Consider the following 14,476-nt stretch of genomic DNA (forward strand, 5'->3'; position numbering starts at 1 on the left):
TGCATTAACTTTAATTAACCGTAGTTATGAAAGTCAGAGATATTTTTTCCCTCGCGCTCCGTTCCATCAGTGCAAACCGCCTGCGTGCAGGCCTCACCATTGCCATTATTGCCTTTGGTATTATGGCCCTGGTAGGTATTTTGACGGCTATTGACGCTATGAAGGGAAAGATCTATGACAGTTTTGCCAGCATGGGGGCCAGCGGTTTCTCCATCCGCAACCGGGAAATGATCATCCGCATGGGCGGCTCCGGCAATGCCACCCGCGGTTCCAGCCGTAAAATGCGGGTACGCAGCTCCAACCGGAATAAACTGATCACTTTCAGGGAGGCGATGGATTTCAAGGAACGGTATACTTTCCCAGCTGTAACCGGTGTTTCCTTCCGTGCCGGCGGCGGCATGACGGTGTATAAGGACGATAAGAAGACCAACCCTACCGTACAGGTAGTAGGGGGCGATGAGAGTTACCTGCCGTTGAACAACTACGATCTTTCCACAGGCCGCAATTTCAACAGCGCAGACATGGAATCCGGCCGCAACGTAGCCATACTGGGCAACGACGTGGTGAAAAAACTTTTTCCGGACAGGCCGGAACAGGCCCTGAACTCCGCCGTGCGGGTGGGCAATGTACGCTACCGGGTAATAGGCATTCTCAAGAGCAAGGGCAGCAGCAACGTGTTCAGTGCGGACAACGTGGTGATCACCACCGTAACCAGCACGCGCCGCGTATTCAACCGGCCTAACGCCACCTACCAGATCAATGTGAACGTAGACGATATTTCGAAGCTGGAGGCCGCCATTGGCGAAGCCACCGGTGTTTTCCGCATCATCCGCAAAATGGCGGTGAACGAGGAAAACAACTTTTATATCAGCCGTAGTGACAGTGTGGCGGAAATGCTGTTCCGCAACCTGAGCACGGTAACAGTGGCCGCCGCCATCATCGGGTTCATCACCCTTTTTGGCTCCGCCATTGGCCTGATGAACATTATGCTGGTATCCGTGGCGGAACGCACCCGGGAAATAGGGGTGAACAAGGCGCTGGGCGCCACGGCCCCCACCATCCGGCAACAGTTTGTGTTTGAGGCCATTATCATCAGCGTACTGGGCGGTTTGCTGGGCGTGGTGCTGGGCATGATGGTAGGCAATATCATGTCATTGGCGCTGGGCTCCAGCTTTGTAGTGCCCTGGCTGTGGATATGCATTGGCATTGGGCTGTGTGCCATGGTAGGATTGATTTCCGGTATTTATCCCGCTATAAAGGCCTCCCGGCTTGACCCTATAGTAGCGTTGCGGTACGAATAAAAGAAAGGGCGCCCTGTTATGCAAGGCACCCTTACGGTATCTCCTGTATTAAAAGAACAATTGTGACAATACGTTGGTAACGTCGTTGGTTTTCGGTTTCAGCCCCAGGAACTTGGTATACTGCGCTACCGACAAAACAGTTTTCAGTTTCCCGAACAGCCCTTTCTGCAGGCCGGCAAATTTGGTAGTGTAGGCCGCTTTATCTGTTTGAGCAAGGCCCATGATGCCTGATTTATCTTTCAGGAAGCCGGTTACGGCATTCAGCACGCTTGGTTTTTGTACAGCGCTCAGGCCAAGGGTGGGCGTGAGCTTGCCAAGAATGGAATTGGCCATGCTTTTAACGTCGAAGCCCTGGGCTTTTGCGGCATCCACCGCCTGCGGGGCAACAGCGGTGGGCCTGGGAGCAGGAGCGGGGGCAGGCGCAGACTTGGGGAGGCTGCTTTGTGCAAAGGCGGCGGAGCTGGCAAGGGCCGTTAGGAGTACAATAGCTGCTAACTGTTTCATGACAGGATGTGTTTGAGGGGTGATTGGATGATAAAAGAACAATTTTGCCAGCGAAATTGTTGCGGCACAAGGAGTTGACGAGGCATGCCCGGCTGCCGTCTGCAGACAGCCGCAACGCCCGCCACAATGGATGCTGCTGCACTCCCTGGCAACTGACAGCCGTAACGCCCGCCACAATGGATGCTTCCCCGGCAACAAAAAAAGGCTGCTCCCGGAGGAACAACCTTTTTAAAGCTTATCGGCAGGCGCTTACTCGGCTACCACTTCAAATTCCAGCTCGGCGTCATTGCCTTTACCGAAATCGAGGCGGGCTTTGTAGGAACCCAGTTCTTTTACATCGCCGAGGATGTGGATACGGCGACGGTCAATTTCATATCCTTTCTGCTCTTTGATAGCGCGGGCGATCTGAACGCCGGTAACACTACCGAAGATCTTGCCGGAAGTACCGGTTTTGGCGCCGATCTTCACAGGAGATGCTTTCAGCACTTCCACCACTTTCGCGATCTCGGCCAACATCTTCTCTTCTTTCACCTTCTGTACCTTCACGCGCTCGTTGAGCTGCTTCAGGTTGGAAGGGCTTGCTTCCACAGCAAACTTCTGGGGGATCAGGAAGTTCCTGGCGTAACCGTTCTTCACGCTTACCAGTTCGTTCTTCTGTCCCAGGTTATCTACGTCTTGTATTAAGATTACTTGCATTGTTTCTTACTTTAAAAGGTCAGTAACATAAGGCAATAAAGCCATTTGACGAGCTTTTTTGATAGCCTCAGCCACCTTGCGCTGGAATTTCAGCGAGTTACCGGTGATACGGCGAGGCAGCATTTTGCCCTGATCATTCAGGAATTTTTTCAAAAACTCGGCATCTTTGTAATCTACATACTTGATACCCAATTTCTTGAAGCGGCAGTATTTTTTCTGGCGCTTCTCTTGCTTAACCGCGGTTAAGTACTTGATCTCTTGTTTAACTGCCATAACTTTAAGCTTCTACGGGTTTAGGTTCAGCATCGTAGGTACCTCTTTTTTTGGCATTGTACGCCTGCGCGTGCTTGTCCAGTTTGGTGACCATGTAACGCAATACATTTTCATCGCGGTTGAGCTGAATTTTCAGCTTCTCATTGAAGTCGGATGGCGCCTTGAACTCCAGAACCAGGTACATGCCCGTGGTTTTTTTCTGGATCGGGTACGCCAGTGATTTTAAACCCCAGGGATTTTCGTGCACCAATTCGCCGCCGTTTTCTGTAACGAGGTCAGCAAATTTTTTCTGGGCAGCCTTGTAGTCTTCCTCAGAAAGCACAGGGGTAAAGATCACCATCAATTCGTAGTTTGACATAAATTTTCCCTTGTTTGTAAAGAATAAAAAAATAAAATGGAGTGCAAAGATAGGGGTATTTTTTTGATTCTGCGCTTTATGGGCGCGAATTTACGGCCATCTGGCATAAAAAAAACCGGGGTCAATGGCGATACCCCGGTTTTTATGATTAACTCCTTAACTGTCAGCGGTATATGAATACTTTTTTCACCTCTGCCCGGTTCCCGCTCTGCACCCGTAACAGGTAAATACCCGGCGGCATCTGTCCCACATCTACTGTTTTGACGTTCCGGCCCTTTGTGAACCCCACCTGGGCCTGGTACCGTATATTTCCTTGCATGTCAATTAGTTGTATGGATGCAGGCCCGCTTTGCGGCGCATCCAGGTAGATGTGCAGCTGCCGGCCCAGTATAAAACACAGCAGGCGGAACCAGGCTTCCCTGCTGATCACCAGCACGCTTTGCACCTCGCTGTACTGCACGGTGCCGTCTTTCCCCACCTGTTTCAGCCGGTAGTGCCAATAGCCGGGCAGCACGCCATCGTCTTGCCGGAGGTAGGCAGCGCCTTGCCCGTTGGGCGCGGCGGCAGGCACAGTATCTATGGGGCTGAAACTGCGCTGGTGCGCGCTTCTTTCCACAATAAAGTGCTGGTTGTTGATCTCCCGTTCCGTTTCCCAGCTCAATGCCACCCCGCCGCCGGAGGGCCGGGCAGTGAACCGGCTGATCACCACGGGACGGGCCAGTACCCGCACATCGTACCGGGTGGCCACGGGGAAGTGGTCTGAAGTACGGCTGGCGTAAGAGGGTATGAGGGTTTCCACGCTCCGCAACACCCTGGCGGATTGTGGTACATAGGCATACAGCATTTCATTGGTGCCCATGGCATGGTCTATCATATCCGCAAAACTGGCGGTAGACCGCTGCCGCGCCAGGCTCAGGGCATAGGTGAAAGGCGTGTAATTGGCGGAATCCAGCTTGAAGTCGATGTAGGAGGTGGTGGTATCCGGCATTTCCGTGGTAATGGTGCGGTCAAAATCATCGTTAAAATCTCCCAGCACCAGTACGTTTTTATAGGGGAAATACGCATCCAGCGTGTCTTTCAGCTCCTTTGCCCCGTTCTTCCGCCTGTACCAGCTCTCAATTTTGTCTGCCGCGTTGCCGGTGTTGGCCTTGGCATGTATCGCAATAAAATGGACGCGGGCGGTATCTCCGTTGAGGATCACGGTGCTTTCCATCAGGTAGGGGAACCTGCCGGAAGACCAGTTCCTGTACGCTTCCGCGCTGGCGCCTTGCCGCATTACGCCGTACGTACGGAGGTTTTTCACCAGCGAGTGGCGGTATACAAAGGCCAGTTTCTGGGTGCTGTCATACCCGGGCGCGGTGAGGCTGTCTGCATAAGAGCCAAAGTCTGACACGGTGTAACGGTAACCCGGCATGGAATCTACGAGGGCCTTGAGGCGGTCGGTATCTACCACTTCGCTGAGCGCGTAAATATCCGCATCCGCGTACCGGAGCACTTTGAGGGCGTTAGCCTGCTGGAGAGCCTCGTCTGTGGGGCCGAATTGCAGGTGGCCGAACCATTCCATGTTCCAGTTCACCACTTTCAGGGTGCGCAGGGAGGTGCCGGCCAGGGCTACCTGTTGGGCGGCCAGGCCGGGGGAGCTGAAGCTGATGGCCCCGCTGTAATACTGGTTGGCCGCGCCGGGCGCAAACCGCGCCCAAATGGTAACCGGGCCGGAAGGCGTGTAGGTGAGGGATGGGAAATATTGCGCCTGGTCACTGGAGATCTCAAAACCCGCGGGCGCCGTTACCTGCAGCGGCCCGGTGAGGTCATTGGCCCAGCACGTGAATGGCTGCGGCGCGGACCGCTGCCCGGCTTTCACATAGTCAAAATCCAGTTGCTGCGGTGTGGTGGTGACGGAGGGCGGCGGCGGCGTGGCGGCGTTGGAGAAGTGTACATCGTCCAGCGTCCAGCGGCTGGCCTGCAGTTCCGGTGAGGAGGTGTACACCCAGGCCAGGTAAACGCTTGTGCCTTTAAAGGCGGCCAGGTTAATGGCGGCGGAAGTTTTCCAGGTATCGGAGCCCACTTCCGGGAACCGGCCGTTCAGGGCCGTCCATGTGGCGAGGCGCGGGTCTCCGCTGCCGCTATAGTCTGTTGATATGCGCAGTTCCAGTGCGGGGCCTGCAAACGCGCTGCGGCTGGCAAAGGCCAGCAGCGGGTAGTTGAAGCTGCTGAAGTCCAGTACGGGAGAGATCAGCCAATCCTCATTTTCCCGGGCGCCGGAGGCAAAACCGTTGATCTGCACGCCCTGCCCGGTTTGCCCGAAGCTGGTGCAATCCCACACCTGGGCGCCGGTTACGCTGTACTGGCTGAAACCGTTCGGCAGGCCGCCGGTACAATCTGTAAAATCAAAGTCCAGCACTTGCGGGCCGGTGCTGAAATGCCAGGCAGCGGTATCGGTGATACCGGCAAAGCTATTGCCGTTGGAATCCTGTACGGCGTTACTGTCTACCGTAACGTAATAAGAGCGGTTGCCCCTGGTAGCGGCGCCAATGCGGAGGCTACTGCCGTCTATGATGATGGAAGGGGATTGCATGCTGATGGTTTGCGCGGCGCCTGCGGTGCGGTCATAGACCGTAACGGCGCCTGCGTTCTTTTTGATATTTTCATTAAAGGTGATGACCAGCGCTGTTCCCGGCTGTACGTTGGCAGCCCCGGCTATGGGCATGAGCGCGCTAACCTGTGGTGGAACGGAGTCTCCGCTCACACCGGCCACGGTAACACTGTCTACCGCAAAGGAGGGCCGCGAGCCGCCGCCGCCCATCTGCCGGTTAACCCAGCGGAGTTGCACCACCGGCCGGTTTTCACAATCTGCCGGCAGTAACACCTCATGATATACCGGGTTTTGGGGGCTGGTTACCCCGGAGGCCGTTTGTTGCGTGGTATTGTTCTGGTAGGCCGTGGCCGGCAGGCTGGTAAAGGCCGCAGTGGTATCCGCGCGGTATTGCAGCACAGCTTCGTTGATGCGGGTGTTGGCGGCGCCGTCATAAGGGTTGCGTAACGTCATTACCAGGAAACCCACGCGCACGCCGGTATTGCCGGTGGTATTCACGCTCAGCACCAGGGCGTTGTCTGCCGCGCCGCTATTCAGAAAGCCCACTTTGCCGTTATAATTGTGCACGCCGTTGGTGGTGCTGGAAGCGCTGCTGCCCGCGGCCAGGGCCTTGTTGCCGGCTGCCGGGGCCGTGTTGAAGCTGGCGGACGGTGCGCCGCTTAATGCCCAGCCCTGCCAGCCCGGCGGCAGTACGGTGGCGCTATGGGGCAGCGCGGAAAAATCCTGGAAATAAGGTAAACCCTGCGGCGCGGGGTTGACGGCCTGTGCCGAAGCCATTACGGGGGCCAGTAAAAACAGGAGGGGTAGCGGTTTGATCATAAGATGATGGTTTTGGGGGAAACTGATTGTTACCCGAATTTACGCCAGTTCCGGCATTCCGGGAGCGGGGCCGGCATGATGTTTTTGTTAATATCCGGTCATCGCCCCCATCATCCCGCTAATTCCCCCGTCACCCGGTCATCTTGTCAGCCCCGGGGGCCGTGGCACAGCCTTTGAACGGTGAAATCCCGTTAAAAAACTCATTTTATGATGCAGAAAGGTGCCATACGTGTACAAACAGAGAATATCTTCCCCATTATTAAAAAGTTCCTTTATTCTGACCACGACATTTTCCTGCGCGAACTGGTGAGCAACGCAGTAGACGCTACGCAGAAACTGAAAACCCTTGCCAGCGTAGGCGAGTTCAAAGGAGAACTGGGCAGTACGGACATTACGGTAAGCCTCGACAAAGAAAAAAAGACCATCACTATTTCAGACCGCGGCGTAGGCATGACGGGAGAGGAAGTAGATAAATACATCAACCAGGTAGCTTTTTCCGGTGCGGAAGAATTTGTGAAAAAATACAAAGGCCAGGAAAACGGGGCCAACATCATCGGGCATTTTGGCCTGGGCTTTTATTCTTCCTTTATGGTGAGCGGCCAGGTGGAGATCTTTACCCGGTCATGGCGGCCGGATGCAAAGGCCGTTCGCTGGGAGTGTGACGGCAGCCCGGAATACCAGCTGGAAGAAACGGAAAAGGCGGAGCGCGGTACAGACATTGTACTGCACATCAACGAAGAAAGTGAAGAGTTCCTGGATGAGCACCGCATCCGCGCCATCCTCGAAAAATTCTGCCGTTTTCTGCCGGTGCCCATCCGGTTTGAAGATAAACAGATCAACAATACCACGCCGGCCTGGGTGAAAAAGCCCAGCGAGCTGAGTACGGAAGACTACGGGAATTTTTATAAAGAACTATATCCCTTTGCGGAAGCACCACTGTTCTGGATACACCTGAACGTGGATTATCCTTTCAACCTCACCGGTATCCTGTATTTCCCCAAAATCACCAAAACATACGAAATACAGAAAGACAAGATCAGCCTGTACAGCAACCAGGTATTTGTAACGGACGAAGTGAAGAACATTGTACCGGAATTTCTGATGCTGCTGCACGGGGTGATAGACTCGCCGGACATTCCCCTGAACGTAAGCCGCAGCTACCTGCAGGGAGACCCCAATGTGAAAAAGATCAACGCCCACATCACCAAAAAGGTGGCGGACAAGCTGGACGAGATGTTCCGTACAGACCGCAAGGCGTTTGAAGAAAAGTGGGAGCACATCGGGCTGTTCGTGAAATACGGGATGATGACGGAAGACAAGTTCCTGGACAAGGCCAACAAGTTCCACATCATGGGAGACGTGAACGGCCAGGATTTTTATACGCTGGAAGAGTACCGTACCGCCGCCGCCCCGCTGCAAACCAATAAAGACAACAAGCTGGTGATACTGTACGCTACCAACACCGTGCAGCAAGACAGTTACATCAAAGCCGCCGAAGCCAAAGGCTACAAAGTGGTGAAGCTGGATACGATGGTAGACGCCGGTTTCATCAACCAGATGGAAATGAAATGGGAAAACGTGCAGTTTACCCGCGTGGATGCAGACATTGCAGACAACCTGATCAATAATGAAGCATCCGCGCAAAGCGTGTTAAGTGAAGCGCAGGAAGGCCAGCTGAAAGACCTGTTTGGCCAGCAGCTGCCGCAGCCCAACATCAAGGTGGAGCTGAAGGGCCTGAACGCGGCGGAGCAGCCGGTGATCGTAACACGGTCAGAGTTTATGCGCCGCATGAAAGACATGGCGGCCATGGGAGGTTCCATGAGCAGCTGGGCCGCCAATATGCCGGATGAAATTACGATGACGGTAAACGCCAACCACCCCATCTACCAGCAGATATTGAAAGAAGGCAATACAGACCGGCAGCAGAAGCAGGTGCGCAACCTGGCGGACCTGGCGCTGCTTTCGCAAAATTTATTGACGGGAGCAGACCTCACCGCCTTTGTGCAAAGGAGCGTGGAATTGATGGGAACAGAATCAGCGTGAATGGATTTTATATGATAAATCCTGATGCATTATGAAAATAACGTAAGCTGGTAGCGGGTTTCAGCGCTACCAGCTTCTTTTTTTGGTACAATACTTGTCTCCTGGCCACGTTATTGAGAGACCATATTTTTATTTACCGTATCACAGAAAAACCTGACATGACGCAATTCAAAAATCCTGCTGCAAAAGCGGCCGCGCTGGGGCTTGCCTGCTTATTGATGTTCTCCGCGTGCTCGCGTGACGAAGGCAGCGCCGAAGTAACTCCCGCTACCGGGAAAACCGAAGTAAAACCAACACCTGCGCCCACACCCACTACACCTGACGGAGACGCCGGCAACTTTGTGAACCAGCAAACCGGTGTAACGTTCAAAAAGGTGAACGGGGCTACCACCGTAACAGATTACGTACTGCAGATACCTGCCAGCTACAACGAGAAAAAGACCACCAAATGGCCCGTGATCATTTATTTGCATGGTGTAGGGGAGCGGGGAACAGACCTGAACCTGGTGAAGCGCTCCGGTCTGGCCGTACGCGCCGCCGGCGAAGCTGATTTCCCTTTTATTGTAGTGTCTCCGCAATGCAAGCCCAATATGACCTGGGACGTGGCGGCCCTCAACATCCTGTATGCAGACATCCTGAAGCAGTACAACATTGACCCTTCCCGCGTATACCTTACCGGCCTGAGCATGGGCGGGTACGGCGTATGGGACTGGGCCGTGAAGTTCCCGGAAAAATTTGCCGCGGCCGTGCCCATTTGCGGCGCCGGTACCCCTTCCAGGGCCTGCGCATTGAAAGACATGCCTGTTTGGGCCTTTCATAATGCGGATGACTATACCGTAGGCGTCGCAGGCTCCCGCAACATGGTAAATGCCATTAAAGCCTGCGGCGGCACCCTGGTGAAGTATACTGAAAACCCCACCGGGGGCCATAATGCATGGACAAAGGCCTATAATGACCCGGCGTTGTATACCTGGCTGAACCAGCAAAAGAAAAAATAACGCATTGGCACCTGCTGAAAAAGAGGGGCTGACCAAAAAGTAACGGTCAGCCCTAATTTATTCGGGTACCTGGCGGAGACCTGTCATTGTTTAAGGCAATTCTCAAACCTTTCAGTTTACTTTTTGGCCAGCCCTTTCATTAAAGTGATACTATTTTAACAGGTGTTCACCTACGCTTCTCCTTCGCTTCTCGTTCGCTTCACGTTCGCTTGAGGTTCGGTTGGGCAGGGTGGTAATATAATATCATGAGGGGCTATTTGGAGGGCAGGATGTCTATCGCCTTGAGTTGCAGGCTGATATTGCCGTTCCATTCGTTCTCCTCCAGGGTAAATACCATATCGAACGGTTTTTTGCTGGCAACAATGTCAAATTTGTCTGCCATAAAGAAGCCGATGCCGGAAAACGCTGTGCTGTTAGATTGTTTGACAGACAGTTTCAGGTGTTCTTCCTTCACTATTTTGGAATAGCCGGTGTCTGTGAGGTTGCGGGCCAGGAACACGGGCCGCAGGTTTTCCGGGCCCAGCGGTTCAAACTGCCGCATGATATTGTAAAAGGACGGGGTGAGATCTGCCAGGTTGATTTCCGTATCTATCACAATTTCGGGTATCAGCATGTCCGGGTGGATAGTGGCGGCCACTACGTCCTCAAACTTCTGCTGGAAGGCCTCCACGTTTTCCGGCTTCAGGGTCATGCCCGCGGCATAAAAGTGCCCGCCGTAGTTCTCCAGCAGGTCTTTACACTGGTGAATGGCTTCATACACGTTAAAGCCGGATACGGAGCGGGCGGAGCCGGCCACCTTGTCGTTACTCTGGGTGAGGATGATGGTGGGGCGGTAATAATATTTGTCAATGAGGCGGGACGCCACAATACCCACTACGCCCTTGTGCCAGTGCGGCTGGAACAGTACGGTAGATTTGCGGGTATGCAGCGCAACGTTGTTCTGTATAATGCTAACGGCCTCCTGCGTGATGTTCATGTCTATTCCCTTCCTTTCCAGGTTGTCCCCATGCAGCATTTCGGCAAAAGCGTAGGCTTTGTCGAAATCTTTTTCAATGAAGAGGTTCACGGCCTTGCGCGCATCGTCCATTCTGCCGGCGGCATTGACCCTGGGGGCAATTACGAACACCAGGTTGGAAGTGGTCAGTTTTTCTTTCAGGTTGCTGAGCTGTATCAGTGCGCGGATGCCCGCGCTGGGCGTTTCGTTCACCTGTTTTACGCCATGGTAGGCCAGGATGCGGTTTTCTCCCGTCATGGGCACAATGTCTGCCGCAATGCTGGTGGCCACCAGGTCCAGGTAGCCGTATACCTGCTGCATGGGCAGCCCCTTTTTCTGGGCCAGGGCGCTGATCAGCTTGAAACCGATGCCGCAGCCGCTCAGCTCTTTGTAAGGGTAGGGGCAGCCGGCCTGCTTGGGGTTCAGGATGGCGGCGGCGGCGGGCAGGTCCGCGTCAGGGAGGTGGTGGTCGCAAATAATGAAATCTATGCCGGCCTCGCGGGCATATGCAATATGCGCTATGGACTTGATACCGCAATCCAGCGCAATTACCAGCGAAAAATCGTTCTCCTTTGCATAGTCTATACCCTGGTAGGAGATGCCGTAGCCTTCCCGGTAGCGGTGGGGGATATAAAATTCGATATTATCGTATATGCTGTGTAAAAAACCGTATACAGTGGCCACGGCGGTAGTGCCGTCTACGTCATAATCGCCGTATATCAATATTTTTTCATGTCTGAAAAAGGCTTCTTCGAGGCGGGAAATGGCTTTGTCCATGTCTTTCATGATCCAGGGATCATGAAGGTGCTCCAGGGATGGCCGGAAAAAATGCCGGGCTTCTTCAAACTTTGTAATACCCCTCTGAACAAGCAGCCTGCACAGTAAGGGATGTATCTTTAAAGCGGCCTGCAGTTGTTGTTCCTTGTTTGGTTGATATTTCTTGAGTGACCAGCGTTTCTGCATGAAAAAATTGGCTTGCGGGAATTGCTTCCGGTGTTGAATCAGTCTTGTTGTTGTAATATAAGGATGATTAGTGTATTATCGCTGCAATGCGCAGGATGTTTATGCCAAAACCGGGAAAATTACAGGGAACGGTTAAAATTTACGGTCGGTGGTGTAACGTACGAGGGACTCAAGCCCGTTGCGGACGGTGCTTTCCGGGAAGCGGTGCAGTATGGCCAGCGCTTCGTCCCGGTACCCGAGCATTTTCTCGCGGGCATAGTCTATGCCGCCGCTTTCCCGCACCATGGCAATTACTTCGTTCACCTTGTCTTTGTCCGTATGATGGTTCTTTACGATGTTGATAATGTGCCTTTTCTGGTCTGGCGGGCAGTGCTGCAGGGTATAAATGAGGGGGAGCGTCATTTTCTTTTCCCGGATGTCGTTACCAGTGGGTTTGCCGATGTTGGCGGAGCCGTAGTCGAAGAGGTCGTCCTTGATCTGGAAGGCGATGCCTACCTTTTCGCCGAAAAGGTGCATCTGTTCCACCGTTTCATCGTTTTCTGTGGTGCTCCAGGAGCCGGCGGCACAGGCGGAGGCCAGGAGGGAGGCGGTCTTGCGCCGTATGATCTCGAAATAGATATCTTCCTGGATGTCCAGCTTGCGTGTTTTTTCCAGCTGCAGCAGTTCGCCTTCGCTCATTTCCCTGACGGCGGTGGTCAGTATCTCCAGGCTGCGGAAGTCTTTGTTATTGAGAGACAAAAGCAGGCCTTTGGTGAGCAGGTAGTCTCCTACCAGTACGGCGATCTTGTTTTTCCAGAGGGCGTTCACGGAGAAAAAGCCGCGGCGCTCGAGGGAGTCGTCCACCACATCGTCATGCACGAGGGTGGCCGTATGGAGCAGTTCCACTAGGGCGGCGGCGCGGTAGGTGGTCTCGTTGATCTGCGGGCTGAAGAGGCGGGCGGAGAGAATAACGAACATGGGTCTGATCTGTTTGCCTTTCCGCTTTACAATATAGTGCATTATACGGTCCAGCAGGGGAACATTGCTCTTCACTGCATCCGCAAACTTACCTTCGAAATCCTGTAATTCCTTCCCGATCAGTTGTTTAATTTCCTCCATGTATATAATAAAAAGGTTCGCTAAACTAGGCCTAAAATACCACATTTTGCAAATTTGGCCCCGAATTTGTATACATTACCTGAATGTTCTTTAATTTAACCTCTAGTTTTGAGGCAGTTATCAATACAAATAAAATCGCAAGAAAAATTTGTATATTCATTTAGGATTTTTACCTTTGCTTGGTAAAAAACGCGTTAATTGTAAAATCTTTAACAGTTTTTAAATAAAAAAACAATTATGGCAAGCAAAAAGTACTTACTACTGGCAGGTGCAATGACTCTTCTGGCAGCATCTCCAGGTTTTGCGCAGGTTAAACCCTCATATGACGCCCTGGACTCCTCTAAAGTTTCGGCTAAGAATATGGCGCAATTCAACAGCTTCAGGAACAACCAGTCCGACTACCCGGCGAAACCCAGAAACATGTGGGAACTCGGTTTGCATGGTGGTTACCACTTTATTAAAGGCGACGTTGCCTCCCTGCCCGGTTTTGGCGGCGGTATCTCAATCAGAAAAGCACTGGGTCATACCTTCTCCATCAGAGGTGAGTATACCGGTTCTTTCGACTACGGTCTGGATTATCAATTGAAACCCAATACTGTAGGTGGTGCGTACAACACTACTGCCAATGCTAACGGCGGTATGGTCGTTCCCGCTTACAAAACTGCCACTCACCAACTGTCTTTGGACGTGATCGCTTCTCTGAGCAACATCCTGTTCTACAAAGCACAGCCTAAAGTGAACTGGTATGTATTGGCCGGTTACGGTATCATGGCTGCTGACGTTGACGTAGACGCACTGGGTCCCAATGGCGGTGCTTACAACTACGGTAACTTCAACTTTGGTCGTAAGAAAAAAGACATCCGCGACGAGCTGAAAAATCTGCATGACAAGAAGTATGAGCAAAACGCTCCTTCTCAGGGCAACCGCATCCAGATCGGCCGTAACGATGACAACCAGCTCCTGCGCCATGCACTGGAAGTAGGTACTGGTATCGCTTTCAAAGTGTCTAAACGTTTCAACATCGGTGTTGAAGAAAAACTGACCCTGCCCTTCGACGATTACCTGGACGGTTACACCGCCGGTGCTTTCGATGGCAGCAAAGACTTCTTCTCTTACACCAGCGTTCGCCTGAACTTCAACCTGGGCAACCCCAACAAACGTGTTGAACCGCTCTGGTGGGTTAACCCGCTGGACTTCGCTTACAACGAGCTGAACAGCCCCCGCCGCATGAAACTGCCTACTCCGGTTCTGCCTGATTCTGACGGTGACGGCGTAACTGACCAGTTCGACCGCGAGCCCAACACCCCTGCAGGTGCACCTGTTGATTCTCACGGTGTAGCTAAAGATACAGACGGTGACGGCGTTCCTGACTACAAAGACAAACAACTCATCACTCCGACTTATTGCCAGCCTGTTGACGCTGACGGCGTAGGCAAATGCCCGGATCCTGAGTGCTGCAAAAACATGGTTCAAGCTACCCCTTGCGCTAGCCTGGTTCTGCCCAGCGTAGCTTTCAAAGGCAGCTCTACCAAAATTTCCAGCGATAACGAAGCTATCCTGAGCAGCGTGGCTAACTCCCTGCGCTCCAATCCTTCTTGTAATGTACTGGTTACCGGCCACGCTGGTGCCAAAGGCAAGAAAGGCGGTGTAGACCTGAGCAGCCGTCGTGTTGACGCTGTGATCGACTACCTGGCTGACAAACAAGGTATTGACCGCGGCCGCTTCATCAAACAAAACACTCCGGGTGAATCTTCAACTGTAGACCTGGCTCCCGCCAACTAATACAGCTCACCCTGGTAAATATTAAAAAAAGAGGCCCGCGGGAAAGCGGGCCTC

Annotated in this window: 11 protein-coding genes; 4 read left to right on the forward strand and 7 right to left on the reverse strand. The window is 53.1% G+C overall.

The features are described 5' to 3' along the window. Positions 1-26: 26 nt before the first annotated feature. The gene (locus D3A97_RS10920; protein WP_119078551.1) at positions 27-1,301 is read left to right on the forward strand and encodes an ABC transporter permease; all 1,275 of its coding nucleotides are present in this window, start codon (positions 27-29) and stop codon (positions 1,299-1,301) included. A 48-nt stretch (positions 1,302-1,349) separates the two neighbouring features. Here the strand turns inward: D3A97_RS10920 and D3A97_RS10925 are convergent, their stop codons facing one another. The 5 genes from D3A97_RS10925 to D3A97_RS10945 form a co-directional block, all read right to left on the reverse strand. After that, a complete protein-coding gene (locus D3A97_RS10925) occupies positions 1,350-1,805 on the reverse strand; it encodes a hypothetical protein (protein WP_119078552.1) in 456 nt (151 codons plus the stop codon). 249 nt (positions 1,806-2,054) lie between these two features. Then, positions 2,055-2,501: a 50S ribosomal protein L9 gene (gene rplI / locus D3A97_RS10930; RefSeq protein WP_119078553.1), complete on the reverse strand. Its 447-nt coding sequence runs from the start codon at positions 2,499-2,501 to the stop codon at positions 2,055-2,057. A gap of 6 nt (positions 2,502-2,507) precedes the next feature. Beyond that, positions 2,508-2,774 (reverse strand): 30S ribosomal protein S18, encoded by a 267-nt coding sequence (gene rpsR, locus D3A97_RS10935; protein WP_119078554.1) that lies wholly within the window; start codon positions 2,772-2,774, stop codon positions 2,508-2,510. Positions 2,775-2,778: 4 nt separating this feature from the next. Further along, positions 2,779-3,132 (reverse strand): 30S ribosomal protein S6, encoded by a 354-nt coding sequence (gene rpsF, locus D3A97_RS10940; RefSeq protein WP_119078555.1) that lies wholly within the window; start codon positions 3,130-3,132, stop codon positions 2,779-2,781. 163 nt (positions 3,133-3,295) lie between these two features. After that, positions 3,296-6,544: an Ig-like domain-containing protein gene (locus tag D3A97_RS10945; RefSeq protein ID WP_119078556.1), complete on the reverse strand. Its 3,249-nt coding sequence runs from the start codon at positions 6,542-6,544 to the stop codon at positions 3,296-3,298. A gap of 207 nt (positions 6,545-6,751) precedes the next feature. On the opposite strand from D3A97_RS10945, the gene htpG reads away from it, so the two are divergent. Beyond that, positions 6,752-8,587 (forward strand): molecular chaperone HtpG, encoded by a 1,836-nt coding sequence (gene htpG / locus D3A97_RS10950; protein ID WP_119078557.1) that lies wholly within the window; start codon positions 6,752-6,754, stop codon positions 8,585-8,587. Between the two features lie 158 nt (positions 8,588-8,745). Further along, a complete protein-coding gene (locus D3A97_RS10955; protein WP_157986478.1) occupies positions 8,746-9,585 on the forward strand; it encodes a carboxylesterase family protein in 840 nt (279 codons plus the stop codon). 253 nt (positions 9,586-9,838) lie between these two features. On the opposite strand, the gene recJ is transcribed toward D3A97_RS10955, so the two are convergent. Further along, positions 9,839-11,542, reverse strand: coding sequence for a single-stranded-DNA-specific exonuclease RecJ (gene recJ / locus D3A97_RS10960; RefSeq protein WP_119078559.1), 1,704 nt, complete (start codon positions 11,540-11,542; stop codon positions 9,839-9,841). Between the two features lie 132 nt (positions 11,543-11,674). Continuing rightward, complete coding sequence (locus D3A97_RS10965) at positions 11,675-12,640, reverse strand: polyprenyl synthetase family protein (RefSeq protein WP_119078560.1); 966 nt, start codon at positions 12,638-12,640, stop codon at positions 11,675-11,677. 582 nt (positions 12,641-13,222) lie between these two features. Here D3A97_RS10965 and D3A97_RS10970 point away from each other — a divergent pair. Next, positions 13,223-14,422 (forward strand): OmpA family protein, encoded by a 1,200-nt coding sequence (locus D3A97_RS10970; RefSeq protein ID WP_157986479.1) that lies wholly within the window; start codon positions 13,223-13,225, stop codon positions 14,420-14,422. Positions 14,423-14,476: the final 54 nt, after the last annotated feature.

It is taken from the genome of Chitinophaga alhagiae (genome assembly GCF_003568665.1).
Taxonomy (GTDB): Bacteria; Bacteroidota; Bacteroidia; order Chitinophagales; family Chitinophagaceae; genus Chitinophaga; species Chitinophaga alhagiae.